At 69.3% G+C, this 26,016-nt stretch carries 20 protein-coding genes; 11 read left to right on the top strand and 9 right to left on the bottom strand.

Annotated features, from left to right (window positions below; all coding sequences use genetic code 11):
• Positions 1 to 48: 48 nt before the first annotated feature.
• The 5 genes from CMO28_RS18675 to CMO28_RS18695 form a co-directional block, all read right to left on the bottom strand.
• Positions 49 to 2,538 (bottom strand): hypothetical protein, encoded by a 2,490-nt coding sequence (locus CMO28_RS18675; RefSeq protein ID WP_296715782.1) that lies wholly within the window; start codon positions 2,536 to 2,538, stop codon positions 49 to 51.
• A 66-nt stretch (positions 2,539 to 2,604) separates the two neighbouring features.
• The gene (locus tag CMO28_RS18680; RefSeq protein WP_296715783.1) at positions 2,605 to 3,942 is read right to left on the bottom strand and encodes a hypothetical protein; all 1,338 of its coding nucleotides are present in this window, start codon (positions 3,940 to 3,942) and stop codon (positions 2,605 to 2,607) included.
• Positions 3,939 to 7,115, bottom strand: a complete 3,177-nt coding sequence (locus CMO28_RS18685; RefSeq protein WP_296715784.1) for a hypothetical protein — start codon at positions 7,113 to 7,115, stop codon at positions 3,939 to 3,941. Before CMO28_RS18685 ends, CMO28_RS18680 begins: the two co-directional genes overlap by 4 nt.
• A 94-nt stretch (positions 7,116 to 7,209) precedes the next feature.
• Positions 7,210 to 8,943 carry a Hint domain-containing protein gene (locus tag CMO28_RS18690; protein WP_296715785.1) on the bottom strand — a complete coding sequence of 578 codons (1,734 nt, stop codon included), beginning with the start codon at positions 8,941 to 8,943 and terminating at the stop codon, positions 7,210 to 7,212.
• 235 nt (positions 8,944 to 9,178) lie between these two features.
• Positions 9,179 to 10,411, bottom strand: coding sequence for an MFS transporter (locus CMO28_RS18695; protein WP_296715786.1), 1,233 nt, complete (start codon positions 10,409 to 10,411; stop codon positions 9,179 to 9,181).
• 145 nt (positions 10,412 to 10,556) lie between these two features.
• Here CMO28_RS18695 and CMO28_RS29940 point away from each other — a divergent pair, with 145 nt between their 5' ends.
• The 10 genes from CMO28_RS29940 to CMO28_RS18745 all read left to right on the top strand — a co-directional run bounded on the left by CMO28_RS29940 (position 10,557) and on the right by CMO28_RS18745 (position 19,705).
• A complete protein-coding gene (locus CMO28_RS29940; protein ID WP_296715787.1) occupies positions 10,557 to 11,405 on the top strand; it encodes a metalloregulator ArsR/SmtB family transcription factor in 849 nt (282 codons plus the stop codon).
• Between the two features lie 4 nt (positions 11,406 to 11,409).
• Entirely contained in the window at positions 11,410 to 12,417 is a 1,008-nt protein-coding gene (locus tag CMO28_RS18705) for an ArsJ-associated glyceraldehyde-3-phosphate dehydrogenase (protein WP_296715788.1), read from the top strand.
• Positions 12,411 to 13,661, top strand: coding sequence for an organoarsenical effux MFS transporter ArsJ (gene arsJ, locus CMO28_RS18710; protein WP_296715789.1), 1,251 nt, complete (start codon positions 12,411 to 12,413; stop codon positions 13,659 to 13,661). The genes CMO28_RS18705 and arsJ overlap by 7 nt, the downstream gene beginning before the upstream one ends.
• Positions 13,662 to 13,758: 97 nt before the next feature.
• A complete protein-coding gene (locus tag CMO28_RS18715) occupies positions 13,759 to 14,940 on the top strand; it encodes a serine hydrolase domain-containing protein (RefSeq protein ID WP_296715790.1) in 1,182 nt (393 codons plus the stop codon).
• Between the two features lie 178 nt (positions 14,941 to 15,118).
• Entirely contained in the window at positions 15,119 to 15,265 is a 147-nt protein-coding gene (locus tag CMO28_RS18720) for a hypothetical protein (RefSeq protein ID WP_296715791.1), read from the top strand.
• 64 nt (positions 15,266 to 15,329) lie between these two features.
• Positions 15,330 to 15,998 (top strand): cephalosporin hydroxylase family protein, encoded by a 669-nt coding sequence (locus CMO28_RS18725; protein ID WP_296715792.1) that lies wholly within the window; start codon positions 15,330 to 15,332, stop codon positions 15,996 to 15,998.
• Positions 15,998 to 16,825 (top strand): TylF/MycF/NovP-related O-methyltransferase, encoded by an 828-nt coding sequence (locus tag CMO28_RS18730; RefSeq protein WP_296715793.1) that lies wholly within the window; start codon positions 15,998 to 16,000, stop codon positions 16,823 to 16,825. Before CMO28_RS18725 ends, CMO28_RS18730 begins: the two co-directional genes overlap by 1 nt.
• A gap of 11 nt (positions 16,826 to 16,836) precedes the next feature.
• Positions 16,837 to 17,142 carry a PqqD family protein gene (locus CMO28_RS18735; RefSeq protein ID WP_296715794.1) on the top strand — a complete coding sequence of 102 codons (306 nt, stop codon included), beginning with the start codon at positions 16,837 to 16,839 and terminating at the stop codon, positions 17,140 to 17,142.
• A gap of 11 nt (positions 17,143 to 17,153) precedes the next feature.
• Complete coding sequence (locus CMO28_RS18740; protein ID WP_296715795.1) at positions 17,154 to 18,086, top strand: hypothetical protein; 933 nt, start codon at positions 17,154 to 17,156, stop codon at positions 18,084 to 18,086.
• Positions 18,080 to 19,705, top strand: a complete 1,626-nt coding sequence (locus tag CMO28_RS18745) for an O-linked N-acetylglucosamine transferase (protein ID WP_296715796.1) — start codon at positions 18,080 to 18,082, stop codon at positions 19,703 to 19,705. The genes CMO28_RS18740 and CMO28_RS18745 overlap by 7 nt, the downstream gene beginning before the upstream one ends.
• Here CMO28_RS18745 and CMO28_RS18750 read toward each other — a convergent pair.
• Positions 19,686 to 20,495, bottom strand: a complete 810-nt coding sequence (locus CMO28_RS18750) for a helix-turn-helix transcriptional regulator (RefSeq protein WP_296715797.1) — start codon at positions 20,493 to 20,495, stop codon at positions 19,686 to 19,688. The two genes, CMO28_RS18745 and CMO28_RS18750, sit on opposite strands and share 20 nt — an antisense overlap.
• Positions 20,496 to 20,557: 62 nt before the next feature.
• Between CMO28_RS18750 and CMO28_RS18755 the strand changes: the two genes are divergently transcribed.
• Positions 20,558 to 21,097 carry a peroxiredoxin-like family protein gene (locus CMO28_RS18755; RefSeq protein WP_296715798.1) on the top strand — a complete coding sequence of 180 codons (540 nt, stop codon included), beginning with the start codon at positions 20,558 to 20,560 and terminating at the stop codon, positions 21,095 to 21,097.
• 76 nt (positions 21,098 to 21,173) lie between these two features.
• On the opposite strand, the gene CMO28_RS18760 is transcribed toward CMO28_RS18755, so the two are convergent.
• From CMO28_RS18760 to CMO28_RS18770, 3 genes are all read right to left on the bottom strand, one after another.
• Positions 21,174 to 22,826, bottom strand: a complete 1,653-nt coding sequence (locus tag CMO28_RS18760) for an AMP-binding protein (protein ID WP_296715799.1) — start codon at positions 22,824 to 22,826, stop codon at positions 21,174 to 21,176.
• 709 nt (positions 22,827 to 23,535) lie between these two features.
• A complete protein-coding gene (locus tag CMO28_RS18765; RefSeq protein WP_296715800.1) occupies positions 23,536 to 24,534 on the bottom strand; it encodes a hypothetical protein in 999 nt (332 codons plus the stop codon).
• Positions 24,521 to 26,011 (bottom strand): MBOAT family O-acyltransferase, encoded by a 1,491-nt coding sequence (locus tag CMO28_RS18770; protein ID WP_296715801.1) that lies wholly within the window; start codon positions 26,009 to 26,011, stop codon positions 24,521 to 24,523. The genes CMO28_RS18765 and CMO28_RS18770 overlap by 14 nt, the downstream gene beginning before the upstream one ends.
• Positions 26,012 to 26,016: the final 5 nt, after the last annotated feature.

The raw sequence follows: 26,016 nt of genomic DNA on the forward strand, positions 1-26,016 counted from the left end.
CGTTCTCGATCCGGAGCAGATGGGCAAGAGTGATGTCCGGCGTGTCTGTCATGCGCTCTCTCCGCCATCCGCCCGGAGTCTGGCGCCGCGCGCCGCGCGTATGGTCGCCCCGGTCCTGTGTGCCGGCGGCGCCTTCCGGCCGGGGCCGGCGAGACGGCCTTCGGTGGCAGCCGACTTGTTTGCGGGCACCTCCTTGCCGTCGTCATAGGCGGCATACCAGCCGAGTTTGGTGTTCGAGGTCTGGTCGGGATTGCCGAAGACGGTGATGTCGTTCTTGCCGGGCGGGAAGGAGAGGCCCAGGACATGCAGCCCGAAATCCCTGAGCCGCATGAGATACTGACGGCCGTGCTGCTCGTCTTCATAGGTGGTGAACTGAATGGTCCGGAAGCCGATATCCAGGATGCCCTGCAGTGGCAGGCTGACGCCCAGCATGTTTTCGATCCCGGGCAGGGCCACGCCGAAATAGATCCCGGGATTGCCCTTGTCGCCGCCGCCGGCACTCCAGGCCGCCAGCAGGCGCACGGTGATGCCCACCGACCCCGCCAGCGCGCCCAGCGTGCCGAGGTCGACCTCGTAGACCAGCCCGTACCAGGGCTGAGTGAGCTTCCCCTGCTGAAGGGGGGCCGAGATCGATACGAAACCCGCGGCCTCGGGCGTGCGGGTAGACGCCTGGCCGGTGGCCGCCGGATCCGGGGTGCCCATCAACCCCGCCAGCCTCAGCGGGAAGCGTGCGAAGAGCGAGTTCGGCCGCGCCCGGCTGTTTGCCGCATTCAGGGTCAGGTCGGCATCCTGGACCGTGAAGGTCACCGCCGTCGGATCGGACAGCGAAAAGCTCATGGTGATGGCATAGTTCGAATAGGCAAGGCCTGCCGCCGATGCGGCATCGGTCGTGTCTGCCTCGGCCGGCAGGTCGATCCCGCCGTCCACAATCGTTCCGGCCGCGGTCAGTGGCGGCCCCCAGCAGAAGGGGTCGAACTTCTCAGGCTCGGCAAAGCGCAGGCGGCCGGCCATCTGGAAGGCCGCGGTGACCGTGGTGTTGCCGGTCTCAGGGTCGGCGGCGCGGGCCGTGACCATGCGCGTCTGATCGACGGCCATTTCCGACAGCTGGCCCAGCTGCAACTGAAACGCCCCTGCCTCGCGCATCGCGAAGACATAGGTGTCGCGCCGGTCGCCGCCGTCGGCCGCTTCCGACTGATAGACGCCGTCCAGGATCAGATTGTTGCCATGGCCGGTGGGGAAGAGCCGGGTCTGGGCGCCGAACACCCGGTTCCCCATCAGCTGCGCCGAGCTGGTGAAACTCGCCAGCCGGCCGTTCTCGAAGCCGACGGTCAGCTGCTGGACCTTGAAGGCGAAGGCGATGTCGCTGGAGAAATACTGGTCGATCGGATTCTGATAGTCGATCAGGCCGAAGGTGGAGGTGGTGTCGAAGCTGAGCGTGCCGTTGTCCGAGGTGAACGAGGTGGCGGTCAGCCCCAGATGATGGGCATAGAAGCCGGCCGGGTCGATGCCGGCGGCCAGCGGCTGCAGCGGTTCGGGCAGGGTGTCGAGCGGAACCTCGACCGACAGCGCCAGCACGCCCGCCCAGTCGGGATCGTCGATCACCTCGACGAAGCGGTCATAGGGCGAGGCGGTGTTCTTCAGCCGGGCGGTGGCGACGCTTTCGCGCGCCGTGCGGATGATGGCCTGAATGTCGCTGCGCGCGGTTTCGGCCTTGCCGTCGTCCGACGATGCCTCGGGCCAGTTCCAGGCGGCGGTGTCGGAAACCAGATCGGCGAGCGTGCGGCCGCTGACGAATTTGAAGATCATCCGCGCGTTTTTCGGCCCCTGGCGATCGGGGGCGGCCCAGTTGCGCGGGCTCATCCGGAACAGCCAGTCGCCGATCACCGGGGTCAGCAGCCCGGCGAAGCGCTGGAAGACCAGGGTTTCTTCGGCGGTGATCGTGCCCGATGTCGCCTGGGTCAGCATCTGGTCGAAGGCGGTTTCGGTGTCGTAGACCGGATAGCCGGCGCGCGAGACCGTGGCCGAGACCTGGTTCCACACCGTGTCCGACACGCCCTTGCCCGGCGGCAGGGCCTTGATCAGGTTCATCGACGCCTGGGTCAGCTGATAGGCGACCGAGCCCGACGCCATCACGGTCGCGGCCGAGCCCAGCACCATGAACAGGCGGTTGGACAGCAGCGCCTGACGGAAGGCGCCGTCGATGGCGGTGAAGCGCAGATCCGGCAGGCCGTCGCTGCTGCCCATATTGCCGATGCCGAGCCAGGCCCAGGGCTGATTGTCGCCGGCATAGCCGATGGCGATACCGGGCGGGGAGACCGCCGGGGTTACCGTGCCGGCCAGGGCGGTTGCGGCATCCGCGGCCCTTGCCACATTCCATTGCGTGCCGGTGGCGAGCCCGATCCGCCGGCGGCGTTCGGGCGCGATGCCGCGCGCCTCGATGTCGCGCGCGAAAACCGCATCTTCCGCGGCAAGCCCGGCATAGCCGACCATGGGGAAGGCGGGGGCGGGATCGTCGGTCACCAGATCGGTGGCGGCCATTTCCAGATAGGACAGAAAGCCCGAATAGCCGCCGGCATAGAAGGGCGCATCCTCGGGCTGGGCGTATTAGCGCGGCGCGCTGCCGGCCGAAATCCAGCTCCAGGCGGTGGTGCCCAGATCGGTCAGGGCCGGCGGTGCCGGCGCATCGTCCTGGGTGAGCACCGGCGCCTCGTCCTCGGCGCGGGCGGGCGGGGCATAGGCGGCGCGGCCGGCGCGGAAGCTCAACACATTGCCGTCGGCCGTGTTCAGCCCGACATAATCGAGCCCGGTGGTGCCGCAGAGCACGCGCACCGCCGGGGCGGCGGCGGCGATGTCTTCCGACAGCTGCGCCGTCGCCAGCTGGCCGCCCTGGTCCAGCCCCAGCAGGGTGAAATCACCGTCCGGCGTCAGGTAATACGCAACCGGCACATCGCCCGGGGCGCCGCCGATGGCGCCGGTGGTCAGCGGCTGCACCGCCAGCACGAAACCGGGCTGGGTCTGGCTGGCGATCTGCACCGGTTTCAGCTGCACGCCATAGCCGAGGGCGGTGACATAGCCGCTGTCGAAAACCGGCGCGTCGCCCGATGCCGTGGTGCCGAAAGGGGCAAGGCCGAACCGGGTGCGGGCGGGATCGAGCGGTGCCAGCGGGTCGAAGGCGCAATAGAGCGTCACCGCCGCGCGCTGGCGCAGCGGCACCACCTGCAGGCTGCGCACCGCCCCGGTCGGCACCGGCGGTGCCCCGATCGGCAGCATCTCGGCCATTTCGGGGGCGAAGAAGCGCAGGCTGGCGCCCATGGCGGTCAGCACCGGCACCGCGCCCTCGCCCGCCTCATCTGTGGCCGGGGCCGGCAGATCCAGCGTCCAGACCAGCGCGCCCGGCCGGAGCGGGTTGTAGCTGATGCCCCAGAGGTTCTGCGTGGCGGCAAGGCTGGCATCGCCCGCCAGCAGGGTAAGGGCGGTGCCGTCATGAACCCGGAACAGCCAGCTCTGATCGCCGGAGGCCTGTTCCACCATCACCCGGCCGCCGGCCGGCGCCACCACGATGATGCCGCCGGCATCGAAGGTCTGGCCGCCGGTGACGGAGGTGACGTCGCCGCTGCGGGCCATGTCGACGGCAGACCCGGTCCAGCCGTAAACGCCCAGCGCCACGCCCGCGATCCACAGGAAACGCGGGCCCCGGGCCGGCGGCAGCAGGGTGAGAAAGGCCTGAAGCGGGCCGGCGAACCCGGCCGGGTCGGCGGGCGCCTGGTCCAGCCAGAACCACAGCCCCCGGGCATCGGTCCAGCTGGTGGACAGCGTGATGCTGTCGCCGAACCCCGCGGCATCCGAGGCAAGGAACCCCGCCCGGTTGCCGCCATCCGTCAGCCAGTAGAGCGGCGAGCCCGCGGCCGCCCGGCTGAAGGCGGGCTCTGCCCCGCCGCTCATGCGGCACCTGCGGGCGGGGTGCCGATCTCGATCCGGTCGCCGGCCATCAGCGGCAGGGCGGTCATCGCGGCATTCGCCGCGGGCGCCCAGTCGACCCTGAGCGGCTGGCCGCCGCCGGCATTGTAGCTGGCGGGCGTGCCGGCGGGCGACGGGCCGGTGCCGCGGGTCAGGCGGATGCCGGTCAGCGGCAGGCCCACCGTCGCCGGCTCCTGCGCGCGGGGGGCCAGCACATCGCCCAGCGTCGTGCCCAGCGGCACCAGCTGTTCCACCCCGTTCACCAGGATGCGGATCTCGGCCACCAGCGTGGTGCGGCCGCGGAAATAAAGCACCGCCGCCCGGGCGCTGGCATCGGTGCCGTTATGCGCGGCTTCGGTCGCCGCCTCCAGATCCGACAGTTTCGAGGCGGCGAGCAGCACCGCATTCAGTTCCGGATAGGGCGTGCCCGGCTGGGCGCAGGACGGGAAGGCCTGGGGATAGACCAGGCGGAGCAGCGGCTGCTGCATGGTCGACCAGCCGGTATCGATCAACCCGCCGGCACCGGCGACCTTGCGGTTCGACGGCAGCGGCCGCGGCACCGTGGTGCCGCCCTGGCTGGTGACCAGGCCCACGAATTCATCCAGCACCGTGCAGGTGACGCCGTTCTTCACGATCCGCCCCACCTGCCAGCGGGCGACGCCAGAGGTCACGAAGCCGTTCAGATAGGCCTGATCGGGGGATCCGGCCGGCATGGTGGTATAGGCTTCGAATTCCGCGCGCAGCACCATGCCCGGCAGCAGATCGACATGGCCGTTGACCGGGTCGAAGCTGTAGCCGAAGAGCAGGGTTTCGGCGAAGGTCTGCGGCATGGCGCGGGCAATCGCCGCCTGCACCGTCTGGATGGCGAGCGGGGTGGCGGTCGCCGTTTCCAGCGCCGTCAGGAAACTGTTCCAGGCGGTCACCAGCGGCTGGCGCACCGCCTCGGCGGTGAAGGTCCAGGGCAGGGCGTCCGGATCGCCGGCGATGGTCAGGGCATAGGTATAGGGGGCCGTGCCCTCGACGATCGCGAAGGGGGCGACCGCCGGCAGATCGGCCGCGGCCGGCGGGGTGGTGAACAGCTGCGGCAGGCCGATGGTGATCTGATAGGCGGTCATCGCCGGCGCGGTCGCGGGAATGATCGCGGCCGCGGTGTCCTGGGCGAAGGTGGGGTAAAGACCGGCCGTGAAGAGCTGGGCTGCCGCCGCGGGGCCGGTGGTGACGCCGCTGATCGCCTGAACGCTGAGCGTCGGGTTCTGATCGCTGGCATAGGCGATGCCGACCTGGAGTGCGGTCGCCGTGGTCAGCACGCCGGTGGAGTTCGGAATGCCGGTCACCAGATAGGCCGACGCCCCGGCCACCGCCTGCCAGGACAGCGTGGCGGTGGCACCGTCATAGGCGATGGCAAGGCCCGCGGGTGCGATGTCGGCGAGCGGGGTGAACGTGCTCCAGGGCCCCTTGACGGTGGCATTGGACCGCGTCGCCCGGCCGCGCACGGTATAGCTCGCCGGATCGGCGAGGGCGGCGGCGGGGATGGTGACGGTGGTGGTGGCGCTGGTCAGGCTCTGGCTGAGCGTGCCGTTCTTCCACAGCTCCAGCGCATAGCCGTCCTCGCCCTGGCCCGCAGCGCTGAGGGTGACGGCGACGTCGCCGCCGGCGGCGGGGAAGGCGATGCCGGTCACGGCGACCGCCTCGCTGATCAGCGCCAGTGCGACCGAGCCCGGCCCGGTGGTGCTGCCCGTGGCGCCGGAGCCGATGGGGGGGACGACCAGAGACGGCGCGGCACCCTGGGCGCCGGCCGGCAGCTGCGGCACGGACAGGCTGCCGGTCCCGCCGCTGAAGGTGCCCGAGGCCATGACGCCCAGGCCCGAGACACTATGGCCCGAGACCAGATCCAGCCGATAGCCGGTGACGCCGGTATCGGTGACGGTGTTCCAGCTGGCCGTGACCACGCCGCCATCCAGCGTGGCGCCGGTCAGCGCCGCGGCCGAGGTCAGCACCGGCAGGCCGGTGGTGGTATAGGGGCCGGTGGACGAGCCGCGGCAGGCGGCGGCGATCACCGTATAGGCGGCGCCGATGGTCAGGCCCGCGGGGCCGACGCTGTGGCTGAGCCCCGTGCCCGAGGCCTGGCCCCCCGCAACCGGCTGGCCGTCGGCGCCGAGCAGGTTGATCGCCGAGCCGCTGATCGCCGGGCTGCCCGCCGGGGGCGTGATGGTGACGCTGATCGTCCGGTCGGTGCCCGAGGCGGTGGTGACGACGTCGAGCGTGGGCGAGAGCAGCACCAGCCCCATCGACGCGCCGTCGGGCCCGGTTGCGACACCGGCGGTCTGCGACGACAGCGCCGCCGTCACCGCATAGTCATGAGCCAGATCGGCGGCGATGCCGAAGCCTGCGGTCATCGTCCAGGTCCGGGTGCCGGTCAGCGTGCCGGCCAGCGGCGCGGTGGTGGCGACCACCCGGCCCGCCTGCACCAGGCTGGCGACGAACCAGACATCGCCGCTGTCGGGCAGACCGGCGCCCGACACCGTGATCAGCGTGTTGACGGTATCGAGCGGTGTCGTCACCGCCACCGCGCTGACATCGGGGCGGGCATAGAGCACCGTGGCCGGATCGCTGACCGGGCCGCTTGAGATGTCGAAGACCGGCGTGACCTTCACGGTCCAGCTGCCGCCGGCCGTGCGCAGATTGGGGGCGACCACGAATTGCGCGACGGTGCCCGAGGTGACCGAGGCGACCTGCGACCCGCCGCCGGTGGTCAGCCGGATCTGGGTCTGGCCGGCCGGCATGGCCGAGGCGGCCGCCGTCCAGCCCACCGACAGGGTGATGCCGTCATAGGCGGTGGTGATGTTGGTGACCGGCACAAACAGCAGGGGCGCCCGGTCGGAGATGATGGTCGGATCACTCTGAACGGCGACCTGGACGTAATACATCGTGGTCTGGGCGTTCATGTCCTCGCCCGCCGTCCAGGTGCCGCCACTGGGCGTCATGCCCGATGCGGTGCCGGTGACGGCTGTCCCGCCGGCGGTCGTCACGATGATCGTGAACGGGCCGGTATATCCCTGCTGGATAAGCCAGGCCAGGGAGAAGACCGGGCGGGTGCCGCCGGTGGTGCAGGAAACCGACGAGATGACCGGCGCGGCCGGCGTGGTGGCGGTGGACATGCGCTCTTCCCCCGATGCAGAAGCCCGCGCACCCCGCAGGCCCCCATGGGACCGGCGGGATGCGTCGTCGTCCGTCGTGATCTGTGGGTTGGGATCAGCCGTCGATGCGGGCGATCGGCGCCAGGCCGGCGGCGATCCGGCGGGCGTTGGTCACGTCCAGCCGCCAGTCGTCGCCCAGGGTCTGGCCCAGAATCTCGACCGGGTCGGGCAGATCGGCCGGCAGCGCCGCGCGGGCGGCATGCACCGCCTGCATGCGGTTGTCGCCCACCAGAATGCCGCCGGCGATGAAGCCGGTGATGGCGTCGTCGTCGATATCGGCCAGGCTTTCGGCCCCGTCGGGCAGCAGATCCAGGTTGAAGACCTGGCCGTCATGGGACACCCGCTCGACCAGCACCACCCGCGCGGGGCCGTGATCGGTGGTGACGACGGCGCCGGTCTCCAGCGCCTCGGCCAGGATCACGCCCGCGGTGGTCGGCACCGGGTGGTTGTGGGTCAGCAGCACCTCGCCGCCGCCCTCGGTCACCACGCGGACCATGGGCTTGTCTTCGGTGCCGCGCCAGACTTCGGCGATGCGCAGGCTGCCGCCCAAGCCGTCGGCCACCCGTTCGCCCGCGGTCAGGCTCTCGATCGGCCGGGTCGTGCCGTCGGCCAGCTGCACCAGGCTGCCGGCGGCCACGCAGCCCCAGACGAACTGGATCGGCGCGGTCACGCCGATATTGGCCGGCGGCGTGCCAAGGCCCAGCGGCACGCTCGTCACCCGGATGAAGGCGTTCTCGCCGGTCGACAGGCTGAAGTTCAGCAGGAAGTCGAGATCGATGGTCTGGCCCTGATCCCAGGGCGCGCCCTGCAGCCAGTCGGGGCCGATCGCCCAGCTGATCGCGCCGCCGGCCCCGGTGCACAGCCCCGGAATGGCATCCGACGGGAAGGCGATCGCCGCACCATCGCCCTGGCCCGAGCGGCGGAACAGGATGCAGCTGCCGTTGAAATTCGGGTTCTGGGCGACGGTATAGCCCTGAAGCAGGGTCGCCGAACCATTGACCGCCAGGCCCACGATCGGCTTCGAGCCGTCATTGCCGTACTGGTAATAATAGTCGCAATCGCCGACCTGGTTGTCGGTGCGGTTCAGGCCGACCTTGATGTAGTCGCGGGTGGGGTGCGAATTGTGGTTCGGGTCGACCACGGTCAGGGTGTCGATCGCGTCCACGCCGCGCAGATCGGCGGTGGCGACCACGGTTTCCAGGGCATTGGCGCCGGCCGGCAGATAGGCCGCCGACAGCGTGGCCGTCACATCCAGCTTGCCGTCGACCACCGAGGCGCCGGAGGTGAGTTCCACCACCTGGGTGGTGCTGTTGTACTGCTGCGGGATCGAGCTGCTGCCGATCTGCTGACCGGTATGGTTGTCGACCAGGATGAGGTTGAGCGCGGTGACCGTCGAGATGCCGGTCAGCGTCACGATGCCCTGGGCCGAAACCTGGTTGCTGTTCGGCTCCACCCCCAGATAGGTCAGCGTCACCGCCGGCACCCAGCTGCCCGGCTGGGGATCGTCCATCTCCAGAAGCGTGGCCTTGCGGGGCCCGCCGGTGGCGGTGTGATGGGCCTCCGTCAGCTTGATCAGCCGGCGGGTGCTGGGGAAGTGGCGCTCCAGATAGTCATCGCCGCCGAAGCGGTCCAGGATGAACTGCCGATGCGTCTCGTTGCGCATGTCGAGCGACATCACGCCGTTGGGGGTGGCCGCGGCTTCGCGGGTCACCGTCTGGAAAACATCGGCCTCTGCCTTGCTCATCGGGCTTGCCAGCCTGCCGAAGCGGTCGACCCCGATATCCGTCATGCGCCTTTTCATGATCCGATCCCCTTCCCCTCATGTCCTTGATCCGGGAATAAGCGAAACCGTTCACGCCTCTGGGAGAGACGTGTCTGCCGGTATGCTCGTTCCCACTTTCAGGATTATTGCGTGAAAGGTTAGATTTGAGCCGAAAGGGTGTCAATGACCGTTCTTTGAAAACCAACGGTCGTTAATCTGCTGCATAATGCGATGGACAGGCGCCGTGAAGGTGTGCTGCCGGTCAACGCCGATTGGCGAGATGCGCCCGGAACGCGAAGGCGGCGCCGGCAAGGGAGACCAGGCCGAACACCGCGAAGGTGGCGGCATAGCTGCCGGTCAGCCCCTGGGCGGCGCTGAAACCGGCCGGGCCGATCACCACGCCCCCGAAGGTGAGGATCAGCACGCCGCCGGTGACGGCACCGACCAGCCCGGTGGGCGCCCGGCGGGCGGCTTCCGCCAGCATCACGCCATTCCAACCATTAGTTGTGTTACCAATCAGACAAAGCAGGGCCAGTTGCACCCCCGGTCCGGCCGCCGCGGCCGGGCCGATGGCGAGCGCGCCGGCGCCCGAGATGGCGCCCACGATGGCGAGCACCAGGAAACCGGCCCCCAGCCGGTCGGCCAGGAACCCCCAGATCACCCGGCCGAGCGCGCCCGAGGCCTGGATCAGCGCCAGCGCGCTGCCGGCGGCCACCGGCGACCAGCCGTGTTCCGTGACCAGCATCACCACGGTGAAGGTGGAGAGCGACAGCTGGAGCATGGAATAGAGCAGGCCCAGGAGCCCCAGCGCCCTGAGCGGCGCCTCCCGCAGCGTCAGGCGCGGGCCCTGCATCCAGTCCTGCGCGATCCGGGCCCCCGGCTCGCGATCGCCGTCCCAGGCCGGGCGCAGCCGCTGCAACACCAGGATGAGCGCAAGCGGCGCGAGCGCGGCCAGCCACAGCCCCGACTGCCAGCCCAGCGCCACGGCCATCGCCGGGAAGGCGAGCCCCGCCGTCACGCCCCCCAGCGGCACGCCGGCCTGTTTGAGCGAAAACACCGTGTTGCGCCGCCCTTCGGGCGTTACCCGGATCAGGATCTGAGAGGCGGCGGGGTTGTTGAGCCCATAGCCGAAGCCGGCGATCAGGGCGGCCGCCGCCATCAGGGGCAGGCTGCCCGACCCGAAGGCGGGCAGGGCGATCACGAAGGTCGCCATGCTGATCTGCGAGGCCCGGGCCGGACCGAAGCGGCGCACGATGCCGCCCGCCATCACCGAGGTGATGGCAGCCGCCAGATAGACCAGGCTGACCTGGAAACCGACCAGAGACGGCGCGACGCCAAGGGCAGCCCCGGCGATGGGTGCGATGGTCGACAGCGCCAGCGCGCCCCCGGTCGAGACCATCTGCACCGCCATGGTTACCAGCAGCGCGGTCAGAAGCCGCGGCGGCCCTGGAATATCGGCAGGTGTGGAAGGGTGGGGGTTGTCGGCTTGGGCCATGGGGCGGATCCGTTCGGTCTGGTGGTCCCGAATTGTACGGACAAATTATCGGCCGGGGCCAGGCGTTTTCCTGCAAGGGTGTCCTGCGGCCATCGTCATAAAGGTTTCACGAGCGCGGCGCTCATATTTCCTATATTCCGGAATCATGGAAAATGAACTCGCCGCCTATGCCTTCGCCACGCTCGGCCATCCGGGACGTCTCGCGGTCTTCCGCCTGCTGATGCGCTTCGCACCGCAGGGGGTGCGGCCGACCGAGATCGCGGCGGCGCTGGGCCTGAAACAGAACACGCTTTCCCACCACCTGGCCGATCTGGCGGGTGTGGGGCTGATCACGGCCGAACGCCGGGGCCGGTCGCTGCTCTATGCGGTGGATCTGGCCGCGACCGAGCGGCTGATCGGCTATCTGGCGCTCGATCTGGGGCGCGCCCGCCCGGATCTGCTCGGCTCCATTCTGGGGCCTCAAAAGGACACCCCCGCGATGCGCGATGCCGGCTTCAACGTGTTGTTCATCTGTTCGGCCAATTCCGCCCGCTCGATCATGGCCGAGGTGCTGTTGCGTGATCTGGGTGGCGGCCGGTTCACCGCCTTTTCGGCCGGCACCGGCGGCGACGGCCGGCTGAACCCGGCGGCGCTGGAGGTTCTGGCCCGCAACGGCCACGACATTTCGGGGCTGCGATCGAAGCCCGTCGCTGAATTCCAGGCAGCCGGGGCCCCGGTGATGGATTTCGTCTTCACCGTCTGCGACACGGCGGCCGCCGAGGACTGCCCGTCCTGGCCGGGCCGGCCGATCACCGGCCATTGGGGCCTGCCCGACCCGGTGAAGGCGCAGGGTACCGAGAGCGAAAAGGCACTCGCCTTCGCCCGCACCTATGGCGCCCTGCGCCGACGCATCGCCATCTTTACGGCACTCCCCTTCGCGGCGCTCGACCGGCTGGCCCTGCAGGGCCGGGTGGATCGCATCGCCGCCGAGGCTGCGACCAGTGACGAGGTCTGACCCGATGTCTCCCCGCATCGCCCTCAACGGCCTCGGCCGGATCGGCAAGCTGGTGTTGCGCCGCCTGATCGATACCGGCGCCGGTGGCGATATCGTCCTTCTGAACGATGCCGCGGGCGATGCCGCCCAGCATGCGCTGCTGATGGAATTCGACAGCGTCCACGGCCGCTGGCCGACGTCGGTGCAGGTGGCGGACGGCGCCCTGATCCTGGGCGGCCACCGGGTCCGCCTCACCCACGAGAAGACCATTGCGGCGCTGCCGCTCGATGGCGTGGATCTGGTGATCGACTGCACTGGCGTGTTCAAGACCGCCGCGGCACTGGCGCCCTATCATGCCGCGGGCGTGAAGACGGTGGTGGTCAGCGCGCCGGTGAAGGATGGCGGCGCGCTCAACCTGGTCTACGGGGTCAATCACGGGCTTTATGATCCGGCCGCGCACCGCCTGGTGACGGCGGCATCCTGCACCACCAACTGTCTGGCGCCGGTGGTGAAGGTGATCCACGAGGGCATCGGCATCCGCCATGGCGCGATCACCACCATCCACGACGTCACCAACACCCAGACCATGGTCGACCGGCCGGCAAAGGACATGCGCCGGGCGCGCTCGGCGCTGATGAACCTGATCCCGACCACGACCGGCAGCGCCACCGCCATCGGGCTGATCTACCCCGAACTCGCCGGGCGGCTCGACGGTCATGCGGTGCGGGTGCCGCTGCTCAACGCCTCGATCATCGACTGCGTGTTCGAGGTGGCGCGGCAGACGAGCGTGGCCGAGGTGAATGCGCTGTTCGAGGCGGCGGCCGCGGGCTCGCTCGCCGGCATTCTGGGTTATGAGACCCGGCCGCTGGTCTCGGCGGATTTCGTCAACGATCCGCGCTCGGCGATCGTCGATGCCCCCTCGACCCTGGTTGTCGGCGGCACCCAGGTGAAGATCTATGCCTGGTACGACAATGAATGGGCCTATGCCTGCCGGATGGCCGATATCGTGAGCATGGTGGCCGGCAGATGGTGAAGCAGGCAGCCCCCGCCAACCCCTTGCGCGCCTATGCCGCCGTCACCGCCGCCTATTGGGCCTTCATGCTGTCCGATGGCGCGCTGCGCATGCTGGTGCTGCTGCATTTCAACGCGCTGGGCTTCACGCCGGTGCAGCTCGCCTGGCTGTTCCTGCTCTATGAACTGGCGGGGATCGCCACCAATCTGGCCGCGGGCTGGCTGGCGGCGCGGTTCGGGCTGGCGGCGACGCTTTATGGCGGGCTGGGCCTGCAGATCGCGGCACTTGCTGCCCTCACCCGGCTCGATCCGGGCTGGGGCCTGGCGGCTTCGGTCGCCTTCGTCATGGCGGTGCAGGGCGCATCGGGTGTCGCCAAGGATCTCGCCAAGATGTCGTCCAAATCGGCGGTCAAGCTGCTGGCGCCGGCGACGGGTGGCGGGCTGTTCCGCTGGGTGGCGCTGCTGACGGGCTCGAAGAACGCGGTCAAGGGGCTGGGCTTCTTCCTGGGCGCCGCCCTGCTGGCGCTGGCGGGTTTCGAGGCCGCACTCTGGGCCATGGCGGCGGTTCTGGCGGTGATCCTGGCGGCCGTGATCCTGTTCCTGCCCGCAGGGCTGCCGGGGCGGATCAAGGCATCCGAAAGCTGGTCCGGCTGGCGGTCGAAGGATGCACGGATCAACCGGCTGTCGCTGGCGCGGATGTTCCTGTTCGGCGCCCGCGATGTCTGGTTCGTGGTCGGCATCCCCGTCTATTTCCAGGCCGTGCTGTCGGACGGCACGGCCGAGGGGCGGCGCGAGGCTTTCTTCATCGTCGGCGGCTTCATGGCGGTCTGGATCATCGCCTATGGTCTGGTTCAGGCGCTGGCGCCGCGCATCCTGAAGGCCGCCGGCCGGCCGGAGCGGGAAATCCTGCGCAAGGCGGTCCTCTGGGCGGGGCTGCTGGTGCCGGTCCCGCTCTCCCTCGCCGCGATGGTCTGGCTGGCGGGGGATCCGGCGCCCTGGCTCACCCTGCTGCTGGTCGCAGGACTGCTGGTCTTCGGCTTCGTCTTCGCGGTCAATTCCTCGGTCCATTCCTATCTGATCCTGGCCTTCGGCGATGCCCGGCGGATCACCCGCGATGTCGGCTTCTATTACATGGCCAATGCCGCCGGCCGGCTGATCGGCACCCTGCTGTCAGGGGTGAGCTATCAGCTGGGCGGGCTTGGCCTCTGTCTTGCGACCGCAGGTCTCATGGCCCTGTTCAGCTGGCTGGCCGCCCGCCGGATCTGACGCAAAACCAGCGCTCCATGTTGCGTTATGCAGCGTGCTAGACTTGCGGCATGACAACGGCCGGGCAACACGGCCGGGATCACCGGAGGAACGTCTGATGAGCGTGAACGCGCAGGAATTCGGCCCCAGGGTGCAGGCCCTGCTGGACCAGGCGGCCGCGGCCGGCGATGTGCCGGGTGTGGCGGTGGCGATCGGCGATGCCGACGGCCAGATTTTCGAGGCGGCGGCCGGCACCCGCACCGCCGGTGGCGACCAGGCGATGACGCCCGACACCGTGGTCTGGATCGCCTCGATGACCAAGGCGGTCACCGGCACCGCCGCCATGCAGCAGGTGGAGCGCGGGGCGCTGTCGCTCGACGGCCCCGCCGCCGATGTCCTGCCCGAACTCGGCCGGGTCCAGGTGCTGGACGGGTTCGATGAGGCCGGCAATCCCCGGCTGCGCGCCCCGCGCGTCCCGGTGACGCTCCGCCATCTGCTGACCCACACCTCCGGCTTTTCCTACGACTTCTGGAACGCCGATGTGGTGCGCTGCCAGGAGGTGATGGGCCTGCCGCCGGTGGTCAGCTGCCAGCTGGCGGCGCTCGACGTGCCGCTGATGGCAGATCCGGGGACGCATTGGGATTATGGCGTCGGCATCGATTTCGCCGGTCGCATGGTCGAGGCGGTGACCGGCCGCCGGCTGGGCGCGTATCTGGCCGAAGAGGTGCTGGGGCCGCTGGGCATGACCGACACCGCCTTCCGCATCCGCGACGACATGCGCGCCCGGCTGGCGCCGATCCATGCCCGCGGGGCCGATGGCGGGCTGACCGCCACCGACCTCGAAATCCCGCAGGAGCCGGAATTCGAAATGGGCGGCGGCGGGCTTTACGGCACGGTGCGCGACTATCTGCGCTTCTGCCGCCTGTTCCTGAACCAGGGCCGCGCCGATGGCGGGGGTCAGGTTCTGAAGCCCGAAACCGTCGCGCAGATGAGCCGCAACGCCATGGGCGATCTCCGCGTTCGCCCGCTCAAGGCCGTGCTCCACGACCTGACCAATGATGCCGAGTTCTTCCCCGGCCTGCCCAAAAGCTGGGGCCTCAGCTTCATGATCAACGAGGAAGACGCCCCCACCGGCCGCCCGGCCGGCTCCCTCGCCTGGGCGGGGCTCGCCAACAGCTATTACTGGATCGACCCCAAAACCGGCATCGCCGGGGTCTATGCGACCCAGATCCTGCCTTTTGCGGATGTGAAATCGCTGCCGCTTTATCTGGCGGTGGAGGGGGCGGTTTACGGGCGGTGAGGGCGCGCCTTCCTGACGACGGCACCGCCGGATTGCGCGTAACGGTCGGGTAGGGGCGAAGATATACGATCGTGTTCTTCATGCCGTCTTTTGGTAAGACAAGGCAGGCAGCCGGACGCCGGCTGTCTGCCGGCTGCATCCGTGCCGGCGTACCCCCCCCGGCAGGGAGACTGCGAAGATGTCTGACCACATGATCGTCTCCGACGCCAAAGACGCGTCCGCCGAGGATCGCGAGATCTGGGTGAAGCCGGTGGCGCGAACCCGGAATCTGGCCGCCGCGGAGCTCGGTCCCACCGGGAGCACAGATTTTTCCGCGAGCTCCTGATTGAAAAGTTGTCTGCCGTTTCAAAGTCTGGCGTCCCTGCGATGAACTCGGGAACACCACGGCCATGACCGATCGCAACGACGCGACCGTGCAGTTCATGCGCGCCAGTTTCGACGGCTTCATGGCCGGCCGGGGCACCTATCATGTGTCCTGGCTGGGCCATGAGACGATCAAATATCCCACCGACCTGATCATGTATCAGGAACTGATCTGCCGGCGCCGGCCGGCGCTGATCGTGGAGACCGGCAGTTTCAAGGGCGGCAGTGCGCTGTTCCTGGCGTCGGTCTGCGATCTGATCGGCGTGGGGGAGGTGATCAGCATCGATGTCCGCAATGACGAGCGGCGGGCGGTGCTGCCGGTTCACCCGCGCATCACCTTCCTCGCCGGCAGTTCGACGGCGCCCGAGATGGTGCAGGCGGTCCATGACCGCGCCGCGTCCCTCGGCCCCGATGCCGAGGTGATGGTGATCCTGGACAGCGATCACCGGCTGCTGCATGTGCTGGCGGAGCTGGAAGCCTATGCCGGGCTGGTCCGGCCGGGCGGCTATCTGATCGTCGAGGACGGCCATGTCAACGGCCGGCCTAACTGGCCCGATTACGGGCCGGGGCCGAGCGAGGCGATCGCCTTCTTCCTGCCCCGGCATCCGGAGTTCGAAGTCGACCCGGCCTGCGAGCGCTTCATGATGACGCTCAACCCCGGCGGCTATCTCCGCCGCCGCGACGATCCGGCGTGATGAGCCCGACCCGGCTATATCTGGATCTGCTGAAGCAGGTGCTGCTCAACCAGACCGGGCTTGAGGCGGAGCTGCGCCTTGCCCATGTCGCGGCCTGCCATGCGGCCGGGACCGAGCCCGACCCCCGCCATCTGCGTGACATCCGCTTCACCGAGGCAGAGGCCTTCGCGGCGGCGGCCGCGCGGCGGGATGACGGGCGCTGGACGGCGGCCGATCGGGCGGGTTTGGGGCTTGCCTATACCATGACCGGCCGCCAGCGGCTGGATCATCTGGAAGCCTGCCTGGATGACATCCGCACCGGGGGTGTGCGGGGGGATCTGATCGAAACCGGGGTCTGGCGGGGCGGGTGCGGCATCTTCATGCGCGGCTATCTGGCGGTGCATGCCATGGCCGATCGCCGGGTCTGGCTGGCCGACAGCTTTGCCGGCGTGCCGGCGCCGTCGCATGCCATCGATGCCGGCGACACCCTGTTCCGGCAGGACGACCTGCTCGCGATCTCGCGGCCGCTGGTCGAAGACGCCTTCCGCCGCTTCGATCTGCTCGACGATCGGGTCCGCTTCGTCGAGGGGCTGTTCGAAGAGACGCTGCCCGGGCTGGAGACGGGGCCGCTGGCCCTGCTGCGCCTGGATGGCGATCTCTTCACCTCCACCCGCGCCGCCCTGGAGGCACTGTACGACCGCGTGGTGCCGGGCGGCTGGATCATCATCGACGATTACGGCGCCGTGCAGGGCTGCCGGATCGCCACCGACATGTTCCGGCATGTCCGCGGCATCACCACGCCGCTCGACCGGGTCGACTGGACCTGCGTCGCCTGGCGCAAGAGCTGAACGGAACCATCATGACCCAGCCCGGCCCCACCTCGTCGGTTCTCTCGCCCGAAACCCTGGTCCGCATCCGCCCCGGCATCCTGACTGCCGAGATGGATGGCGAGACGGTTCTGCTCGATGCCGAGAGCGGGGCCTATTCGGCGCTGGGCAGCACCGGCAGCCGGATTGCGGCGCTGATCGCCGAGCCGGTCTCGCTGGGGGATCTCTGCCGCCGGCTGACCGCGATCTATGCCGTCGACCCCGAAACCTGCCTGGCCGACGTCACCCCCTTCCTTGAAGGGCTGATCGGCGACGGGCTGGTCGACATCGCCGGCTGAACCGGCCCCGAATGGCCTGGTTCCATACCGCCGCCGGGCTGGTGATCGCATCCGACCGCCCCCTGCCGGCGGCGGCCCTGCCCGCAGCCGTCACCGCCGACCTCGCCACCGCCGACCTCATCATGGCCGATGCGGCCGATCCGCCCGGGATCGGGCGCGACGGAGATGCATCCGGGCCGAACTGGTGCATCCGCCGCTGGAGCGGGGAAGGCGGGCTCTGGATGATCCACGAGCCCGATGGCCGGGCGGTGTGGATGACGCGTCCGGACCGGCTGAACGTCTATGCGCCCGACCCGGTGTTGCGGGATCTGGCCTGGATGACCGCCGCCACCTCGGGGCTTGCCGCCGCCCTGCTGCTGCGCGGCCGGCTGCCGCTCCATGCTGCCGCCGTGGTGGTGGAGGGGCGGGCGGTGCTGATCGCGGGCGCCAGCGGCCGGGGCAAATCCACCCTTGCGGCGGCGCTTATGCGGGCCGGCGGGCAGGTGATCGCCGACGACATGGTTTCGCCCATGGTCACCGGTGGCCGGGTGGTGGCGGCACCGGTTCTGCCGCGGCTGCGCCTGATGGCCGATGCCGCCGGGCATTTCGGCCTGACGGGGCCGGTCGCGCCGGATGGCAAGATCCTGGTGACGCCCGCTGCCGACCCGCCCCCCGATCCGGTTCCGGTGGCGGCGCTGCTTCTGCTGGGCGACAGATGCGATGGCCCCGTCCGGTTGAGCCGGCTTGCCGCCCTGGCGGCGGTGCCGGCGATCCGCGGGCAGATCACCGGCGGGGCCGCGACACTGCCCCTCTATGATCGGACCGCGGCGTTTTCGACCGCCTTGCTGGATCTGGCGTGCCATATGCCCGTGCTCACCCTCTCTCTGCCCGAGGGATTTGGCCGGCTGGAGGAGGTGAACCGGACACTGCCGGCGCTGATCGACCAGATGCAGGCCGTATGCTGACCGGGGCCGCCGCGCTGATGGCCGAAGGCCGCCGCCGCGCGCTGGCCGGCGGGCTGGAAGAGGGGGCCGAATTGCTGCGCCGTGCCCTGGCGATCGACCCCGCACCGCCGGTACGGGAGGCGCTGGCCCGTATCCTGGTCTGGCTCCGGTGCTTCGACGAGGCGGGAGAGCTGGTCACGGCCGGGCTTGTGTATCACCCCGCTCATCCGGGGTTGCGGGCGCTGGCCGGTGACGAGGCCATCCGCCGCCGCCGCCCCACCGAGGCAGCAGACCATGTGGCCGCGGCCTCGGCGATGACGCCCGATCTCTGGCGCATCGCCGGCAATGCCCGCCTGCTGCTCACCGATACCGACGGCGCGGTGGCCGCCTGGGACCAGGGGCGGAGGCTCGATCCGGCCGACTGGCGGCTGGCGGGCAATATCCTCTATGCCGCCAATTGCGACCCGGCCATGACCACGGCCGGGCTGGCCCGGCGGCAGGCGGCCGTCTTCGCCGGGCGGGATTTTCCGCCCCGACCGGCGCCGCGGCCGCGGGCCGCCGATGGCCGGCTGCATATCGGCTATGTCGGCGGCTGTTTCGCCAATCATGCGGCGGCGCGCGTGGTGCTGCCGATGATCATGGGCCATGACCGCAGCCGGTTCCGGATCACCTGTTATCCCACCCTGCCGGCCCCGGTCGATCCGCAGCTGCTGCGGCTGCGGCTTGCGGTCGACGGCTGGTGCGGGCTGGCGGGGCTGGACGATGCGGCCGCGGCCGACCGCATCCGCGCCGACGGCATCGACATTCTGGTCGATCTGGACGGCCATGTCGGCGGCAACCGGATCGGGATCTTCGCCCGCCGCCCGGCCGCGCGGCAGATCCAGGCCTGGGGTTATCTGCCGGGCACCGGCCTGCCGGTGATGGACGGGCTGGTGACCGACCCGGTTCTGCTGCCGCCGGCCGAACGGGGCGATCTGCCCGCCACGCTCCGGGCGCTGGACGTGCCCTGTCCGACGCTCGGCACGCCGCTTGCCGCCCCGCCCGACGGGGATCCGCGGCGCGGCGCCGATGCCGTCCTGCGTCTGGGCTGCCCCGCGCGGCTGGAGAAGCTGCCCGACAGCCTGCTCGACGCCTTCGCCGCCATCCTGACGGCCCGGCCCGCCACCGTGCTGGTGCTGCAGGACGATCTCGTCCGCGACCCGGCGATCGGGGCGCGGCTCGATCGCTGGCAGGAACGCCACCGGCTGGCGCCGTCACGGGTGGAACGGCGGGTGCGCGGGGCGCCCGACTATCTCACCATGATCCGCAGCCTGGATCTGGCGCTCGACACCTGGCCCTATTCCGGTGGGGTGGTGACGCTGGATCTGCTCTCCCAGGGCGTGCCGGTGGTCACCATGGGCGGTGACCAGGCCTGTTCGCGCACCACGGCCTCGATCCTCGGCTGCCTGGGCCCCGAGGGTCTGGTTGCAGAGGGGCGCGCGGCCTGGATCGGGCGGGTGCTGGCGCTGATCGACGACACGGCGGCCCGTCGCGCGCTCAGGGCCGAACTGCGCGCAACCCATGCCCCCCGGCTGGCGGCGGCGATCCCCGCCACCATCCGCGCCTTCGAGGCGCAGCTCTTCAGCCTGGCCGGCGGCTGAGCGGCGGCGCGGCCTGGCCCATCCGGCGGCGATGGGCATGGGCCAGGGCCTCGGCACTGCCGAAGCCGACCAGACGGGCGGCCTCTTTGACCGTGTGCCCGGCATCCAGATGGCGGCGGGCCTCCGCCAGGCGCCAGGCCGTCAGCCAGGCGGCGGGGCTGGTGCCGAGGGCGGTGCGGAAGGCGGACATGAAGGCGCTGCGCGACATGCCGGCGATGTCTGCCATGTCGTCCACCCGCCAGGGCCGTTCCGGCGCTTCGTGCAGCGCCGCCAGCGTGCGGTGCAGCCGGGGATGGGACAGGCCGGCCAGCAGGCCCGGGCCGTCGGCGCCGTCGGCGACCGCGCTGCGCAGCAGGCGGATGACCGCGGCCTCGACCAGCCGTTCGATCATGCCCGCGGCCCCGCAATGGGGATCCTGCCATTCGGCGACCAGCGCCCCCAGGATGGCCCCCAGCCGCGGATCATGGCCGGCCGGCAGCAGGATCGTCCGGTCCAGCGCCGCCAGCAGCGGATTGCCGGCGCCGCCGAAGGCGATCCCGGCCAGCAGCAGAGTCGTATCAGGGGTCGGCAGAGCGGGGCGGACATCCACCGCATCGAACAGCGCCACCGGGGCCGCGGCATCGCCCGCCAGCGCGAACTGCGCCGGGGGCCCGTCCAGCCCGGCCGCCCCGCGCAGCGCCGTGACCCGCAGCGGAAACCGGCGCAGGAAAGCCGACAGCCGGTCGATGCGCAGGGCGCCCGGGGCTGTGACGTCTTCCGGACTTTGGATCAGACCTTCAGGACCATTCATGTCCCGAATTCTGGAAGGATGATTCCACCGCGTCAAGACACCCGTTTCAAGGAGCCCGACCCATGTCCCTTACCCCGCGCGCGCCGGTGCCGGCGCTGGCCGTCGACACGCTCGCCCATGGCCGTTTCGACATCGCCGCCGCCCGACCTGAGCGCATGACCCTGATCGCCTTCTATCGCGGCCTGCACTGCCCGATCTGCATCACCCAGCTGAAAGAGCTGGAGCGGCTGGTGCCCGACTTCGCCGCCCGCGGGGTGGAGCTGATCGCGATCTCGTCCGATGATCAAGACCGCGCCCGGCAGATGGCCGAACGTGCCGGCGTCTCGGCCCTGCGCCTGGGCTATGGGCTGGATCTCGCCACCGCCCGGGCCTGGGGGCTTTATATCTCCGCCGGCCGTGGCACCACCTCGATCGGCATCGAGGAACCGGCGCTGTTCTCGGAACCCGGTCTGTTCCTGGTCCGCGCCGACGGCACGCTCTATTACATGGCGATCCAGACCATGCCCTTCGCCCGGCCACCGGCGCGGGAGCTGCTGGCCGCGCTCGATTTCGTGATCAAGGCCGACTACCCCGCACGTGGCGAATATCAGGGCGCCGTCTGAACGGAGGCGGTCTGAATGGAAAACAGCCCGGCCCCTGAACAAGGAGCCGGGCCGTATCAGGGGTGCGACGGTGCCGTCAGGCGACGGCCGCGGCTTCCGCCTTGGCCTTTTCCTGGTTGCGCAGGATGAAGCGCTGCAGCTTGCCGCTCGGCGTCTTGGGCAGTTCGTCGACGAATTCGATCTCGCGCGGATAGGCATGGGCCGACAGCCGGGCGCGGACATGGCGGCGCAATTCCTCCGCCAGCTCGGGCGTCGGCTCGTAAGCCGGCTTCAGCACCACGAAGGCCTTCACGATCTCTGTCCGCTCGGGGTCGGGCTTGCCGACCACGGCGGTCTCCACCACCGCCTTGTGCTCGATCAGCGCACTTTCCACATCGAAGGGCCCGATGCGATAGCCCGACGAGGTGATGACGTCGTCCGACCGGCCGACGAAGGAGATGCTGCCGTCCTCGTTCAGCTCCACCGTGTCGCCCGACAGGTAATAGCGGCCGCGCAGCGACTTCGTCGGCATGTTCCAATAGCCCTGGAACCAGAATTGCGGCGAGTTTTCGCGATCGACCGCCAGAATGCCGGGCTGGCCCACGGGCAGTTCTTCCAGCGTGTCTTCATCCACCACCACGATGCGGTGGCCGGGCACGGCGAAACCCGCGGCGCCGGCCTGGACCGGATGGTCCAGATCATGATGGTTGCACAGCACCATGCCGAGTTCGGTCTGGCCGTAATGATCGTGGATCACCGTGCCCAGATGTTCGGCGAACCAGCGGATCACCTCGGGGTTCAGCGGCTCGCCGGCGCTGGAAACCGCGCGCAGCCGGCCCTTCACGCCTTCCGCGAGTTCAGGACCGGCGGCCAGAAGCAGGCGATAGGCGGTGGGGGCACCGGCCAGATTGGTGACGCCCAGCTTCTCGATCAGCCCATAGGTGCTCTCGGCCGTGAACGGCCCGTCATAGAAGGTGGTGGCGACGCCCATCGCCAGCGGCCCGGTGACTGCGTAATACAGGCCATAGGCCCAGCCCGGATCGGCGATGTTCCAGAACACATCATCGGCGCGCAGCCCCACCGCCAGCTGCATATAGCCCTTGAAGGCGGCGATTGCGCGCAGCGGCACCATCACCGGCTTGGCCGGGCCGGTGGTGCCCGAGGTGAACATGATCAGGAACGGATCTTCGCCCTGGCGCATGACCGGCGCGAAATCCGGGCTCTGCGCGGCCAGCTCGGCGTCGAAATCCAGATCGCCGGCACCTGCGCCGCCGCGGATGACCGCGATGGTCGCGGGCACGCTCAACTCGTTCAGCTTGTCGCGATTCTGCGCGTCGGTGACGATCAGCTTCGTGCCGGCGGTGGCGGTGCGATGCTCGATCGCCTTGGGGCCGAAGGCGGTGAACAGCGGCTGATAAACCGCGCCCGCCCGCCAGGTGCCCAGAATGGTGACCAGCAGTTCCGGCACCCGCGGCAGCAGCCCGCCGACCCGGTCGCCGGGGCCGATGCCGCGCGCCGCCAGCAGGTTGGCGAAGCGGCCGGCGGCCTCTTTCAGCGCCCCGAAGGTCATGGTGCCACCATGGCCGTCGCGGCTTTCATAGCGCAGCGCCACCCGCTCGGGATCGGCGGCGGCATGGGCGTCGCAGCACTCCACGCAGGCATTCATCGCGGCAAGATCGCCGGCCAGCGACTGGCGCAGCATCGCTTCGAAATCAAAGCCCGCAGCCGCATCTGCCCAGGACTGGGTCATCGGTTGTGTCTCCCCCGGTTCACGAGTGACGGTCCGCCGCTTGTTCCGCAGCGTGACGTTCCGGGCGAAGGTATGCACCGGGCCCCTTGTCGGCAATGGCCGTTCGGGTCACGCCATGCGATATGTTGCGTCATGTGGACCGGGATGAGCATATGAAACCCCGGAAGCGACGCGGGCATCGCACCTCGCCCAAAAAAAACCTCCCGCCAGAGGTCGGGAGGTCGGTATCAGTCGCTCACAAAAGAAAACTCAGCCCTCACAAACGTGAGCTGAACTTATGCTGAGCCGGTGCCATGAGCGTGCGGCTCAAGCATATCATCGCCGTCCCGTTCCCCGTCCGCCATCTTCCGGGGTCTTGACCGCCTGCAACCTGCCTGCAAGATATTCGATGACCAGAAGCACCTGGTCATCTGCCCGTGGCCAGTGTCTGAGTGGCCAGTGCTTGCGGGAGCAGAGATCCTCTACCGTCGCTGCGCCTGGAGCGTCAGGCTTTACGAGAGCGTCCCCAGGTCTGTGGCGCCACCAGCATTGCTCTGGGCGTCATTCATCGGCTCGCAGGAAAGCTCAGGCTTATGCCAGAGGGGGCGGACGCTGACATCCTGTTGAAGCATTTGCTGGCTCATCACGAGATCCTGCTAGCATGTTCGTTTGATAAGGAAAAACAGAATACCAGGACTGGCAATCCTGGCACAAGCCGATTTCCCTGCCGTCACTTGAACAGAGCGGTCAGAACCGGTGCCCCCAGAGCCGGTGAAAAGTGGTTCGGGTCAAGCCAGTTGGCACGGTTCCGCCACCGATCGTCATCGAAGCCCGCCGTGACCAGGGCGATGTCGCAGAATGCCGCCTCCGGACGCCGGTCGTGAAGGGCGGACTGCATGCTGGCGCGTTGAAGGATGGACATGGGACCGGTCGCCGGCAGTTCCGCCTGATCAAAAGACGGCGGTGCGACCAGCCATCGGATTCTGTGCCGGATGCCGGTCCGGGCGCAGATGCGGTCCGCTTCGGCAAGGGCGGTGCGAAACAAACGGTCGTAGTCATCCGCATTTCTGACGGCGACTTGCGCGCGGGTCTCCCGCTGGGCGATGGTGATCTCCGTCTGGTTTTCTTCGATCCATTGCGGCGATGGCCGGCAGCGTGCGACGGCGGGGTCGGTCGGGCTTCGGGCGGTCAGATTGCGGCGGAGCGTATCGATCGACAGCCTGAGCGCCTCATACGAAAACAGGGCGCCGAGTTTGCGTATGACGAGCGAGGGAGGTGGACTGTCGTACTGGACGCGTCTGATCGGATTGATGCCCATTCCGGCCATTTCCATGATCAGCCTCAGCGGCCGGTCCGCCGTGGACAGCAGCCGGGCCTGAATATGTCGGGCATCGGACATGTCGAAGGAGAACAGTGCGATTCTCCGGATGTCCGGCTGCTCGCACAGATCGAAACCGTATTCGACGCGCGACGAGCCGATCAGATACCGGTCGGCCCTGCCATCGATCACGGTGGAGAGGTAGCGATCGACGGCCCCCATGCGAAACTGGTGGACCTCCATCGGCACCACGGCATTCAGCCGATGGGTGCCGGAGATCCCGAACTCGCCCATCGGATCCATGACCAGGTTGAATCCGGCGATAATTCCGGTGGCGATCAGGGCTGAGGTCAGCAGCGCGCGCAGATAGGCCCGCAGCCCCCCGCCGCCCGCGGGATCAGAACCGCGCATAGATGAACTCCTGCTGGCCGGCATCCCGTGTCAGCAGCACGGCGAGCAGGATGATTGCGATACCCGTTGCCCAGCCCCAGCGGCGGTCGGGCTGCCAGCGCCAGCGCAGCGGTGGCCGCCCGCGTCCCTCGATCAGGCCGAAGATCCGCATCGAGTTGGGGGCTGCGAGCGCGATCAGGCTGGCGATGGCGAGCTTCAGCAGCAGACCGGCGCCGATCGGGCCGGGATCGGGCCGGAACAGGCTGGTCATCAGATTGCCGATGCCGTCGAGCGACCCCGCGCGCAGGCACATGACGGTCAGCGAGACGACGACCAGCGTCAGGACCTGACCGCCGAGCCCCCGGATCCGCGCCATTACTGCCGGCGCTCCACCGTTGACGGGCGTGGCGGCACGCCCGGCCCGGCGGATCTGCAGCAGGATCACGATCGCGGCGCCGATGATGCCCTGCAGAATGATGATCGGTGCCGGGCTGTGCCAGACAGCGATGGCGATGAAGGTGGCCATGGTCGCGGCCGCCCAGGCAAGGACGGAGTGGCGGGTTCTCGACAGGGCGGGCAGCGGCAGACGCATCATGATGCGGAACACCGGCTGGAAGACGTAGTCGCGCGCGAAGCGCATCAGGCTCATATGCCAGCGCATGACGTAGTCACCCGCGGATCGCGCCTTCAGCGGCGAGTCGAAATTGACCGGCAGCCTGAGGCCGAAGCACATCGCAAGACCGATCGCCATGTCGGAATAGGCCGAAAAGTCGAAATAGAGCTGGAGCGCAAAGCCCCAGGCCGCCGCCCAGGCCGCCGGAGTGGCGATGGTGCCGGCTTCGGCCGCGGCGTAGAGAGGGTCGACGGCGCGGCCCAGTGTGTCGGCAATCAGGATCTTCTTGAGCAGCCCGAAGAGGAACAGCGTCAGCCCGGCGAGGATCATCCGCGCGGGCGGCCGATCGTGGCCGAGTCTCTGATATTGCGGGGCCGTGGCGGCATAGGGGGCGATCGGGCCGGCCGGCAGCTGGCAGAACAGGGATCCCCAGGCGGCGTAGCGCAGTGCATCCGGACCGTCACTGCCCAGACGCGGCGCATCCAGAAGATAGGTGATCTGCTGCAGGGTGTAGAAGGCGAGGCCCAGCGGCAGGGCGCCGATGCCGTCACCCCCCAGATAGCCGACCACCCCCAGCGCCTCCAGATTGTAGATCTTGAACAGGGCGAGCGGCAGAAGGTTGAGAACGATGCCGGCGGCAAGCAGGCCGCGTCGCACCGCCGCGTCGGGTGGCCATCGCAGCATCAGCCGCATCAGCAGGTGGTTGCCCAGAAGCGAGGCGGCCAGAAAGGCGAGGGCGCGCGGATCGGTCGCGAGGCAGAAGGCAACGGTCGCAGCCGGCAGCACGGCCACGGCAAGCATGGGCCGGCGACCGCAGGCGATCAGGAAGAGCCCGAGCACCACCGGCAGAAAGACCAGAAGAAACAGCGGAGAGCTGAAAGCCATGTCGG

The organism is Tistrella sp. (genome assembly GCF_002684955.1).
In the GTDB taxonomy this organism is placed as follows: Bacteria; Pseudomonadota; Alphaproteobacteria; order Tistrellales; family Tistrellaceae; genus Tistrella; species Tistrella mobilis.

Excerpts from the sequence above, each read along its gene's own strand:
- CMO28_RS18675 (WP_296715782.1), bottom strand. The coding sequence starts at position 2,538 with ATGGCCGCCACCGATCTGGTGACCGACGATCCCGCCCCCGCCTTCCCC.
- CMO28_RS18680 (WP_296715783.1), bottom strand. The coding sequence starts at position 3,942 with ATGAGCGGCGGGGCAGAGCCCGCCTTCAGCCGGGCGGCCGCGGGCTCG.
- CMO28_RS18685 (WP_296715784.1), bottom strand. The coding sequence starts at position 7,115 with ATGTCCACCGCCACCACGCCGGCCGCGCCGGTCATCTCGTCGGTTTCC.
- CMO28_RS18690 (WP_296715785.1), bottom strand. The coding sequence starts at position 8,943 with ATGACGGATATCGGGGTCGACCGCTTCGGCAGGCTGGCAAGCCCGATG.
- CMO28_RS18695 (WP_296715786.1), bottom strand. The coding sequence starts at position 10,411 with ATGGCCCAAGCCGACAACCCCCACCCTTCCACACCTGCCGATATTCCA.
- CMO28_RS29940 (WP_296715787.1), top strand. The coding sequence starts at position 10,557 with ATGGAAAATGAACTCGCCGCCTATGCCTTCGCCACGCTCGGCCATCCG.
- CMO28_RS18705 (WP_296715788.1), top strand. The coding sequence starts at position 11,410 with ATGTCTCCCCGCATCGCCCTCAACGGCCTCGGCCGGATCGGCAAGCTG.
- arsJ (WP_296715789.1), top strand. The coding sequence starts at position 12,411 with ATGGTGAAGCAGGCAGCCCCCGCCAACCCCTTGCGCGCCTATGCCGCC.
- CMO28_RS18715 (WP_296715790.1), top strand. The coding sequence starts at position 13,759 with ATGAGCGTGAACGCGCAGGAATTCGGCCCCAGGGTGCAGGCCCTGCTG.
- CMO28_RS18720 (WP_296715791.1), top strand. The coding sequence starts at position 15,119 with ATGTCTGACCACATGATCGTCTCCGACGCCAAAGACGCGTCCGCCGAG.
- CMO28_RS18725 (WP_296715792.1), top strand. The coding sequence starts at position 15,330 with ATGACCGATCGCAACGACGCGACCGTGCAGTTCATGCGCGCCAGTTTC.
- CMO28_RS18730 (WP_296715793.1), top strand. The coding sequence starts at position 15,998 with ATGAGCCCGACCCGGCTATATCTGGATCTGCTGAAGCAGGTGCTGCTC.
- CMO28_RS18735 (WP_296715794.1), top strand. The coding sequence starts at position 16,837 with ATGACCCAGCCCGGCCCCACCTCGTCGGTTCTCTCGCCCGAAACCCTG.
- CMO28_RS18740 (WP_296715795.1), top strand. The coding sequence starts at position 17,154 with ATGGCCTGGTTCCATACCGCCGCCGGGCTGGTGATCGCATCCGACCGC.
- CMO28_RS18745 (WP_296715796.1), top strand. The coding sequence starts at position 18,080 with ATGCTGACCGGGGCCGCCGCGCTGATGGCCGAAGGCCGCCGCCGCGCG.
- CMO28_RS18750 (WP_296715797.1), bottom strand. The coding sequence starts at position 20,495 with ATGAATGGTCCTGAAGGTCTGATCCAAAGTCCGGAAGACGTCACAGCC.
- CMO28_RS18755 (WP_296715798.1), top strand. The coding sequence starts at position 20,558 with ATGTCCCTTACCCCGCGCGCGCCGGTGCCGGCGCTGGCCGTCGACACG.
- CMO28_RS18760 (WP_296715799.1), bottom strand. The coding sequence starts at position 22,826 with ATGACCCAGTCCTGGGCAGATGCGGCTGCGGGCTTTGATTTCGAAGCG.
- CMO28_RS18765 (WP_296715800.1), bottom strand. The coding sequence starts at position 24,534 with ATGCGCGGTTCTGATCCCGCGGGCGGCGGGGGGCTGCGGGCCTATCTG.
- CMO28_RS18770 (WP_296715801.1), bottom strand. The coding sequence starts at position 26,011 with ATGGCTTTCAGCTCTCCGCTGTTTCTTCTGGTCTTTCTGCCGGTGGTG.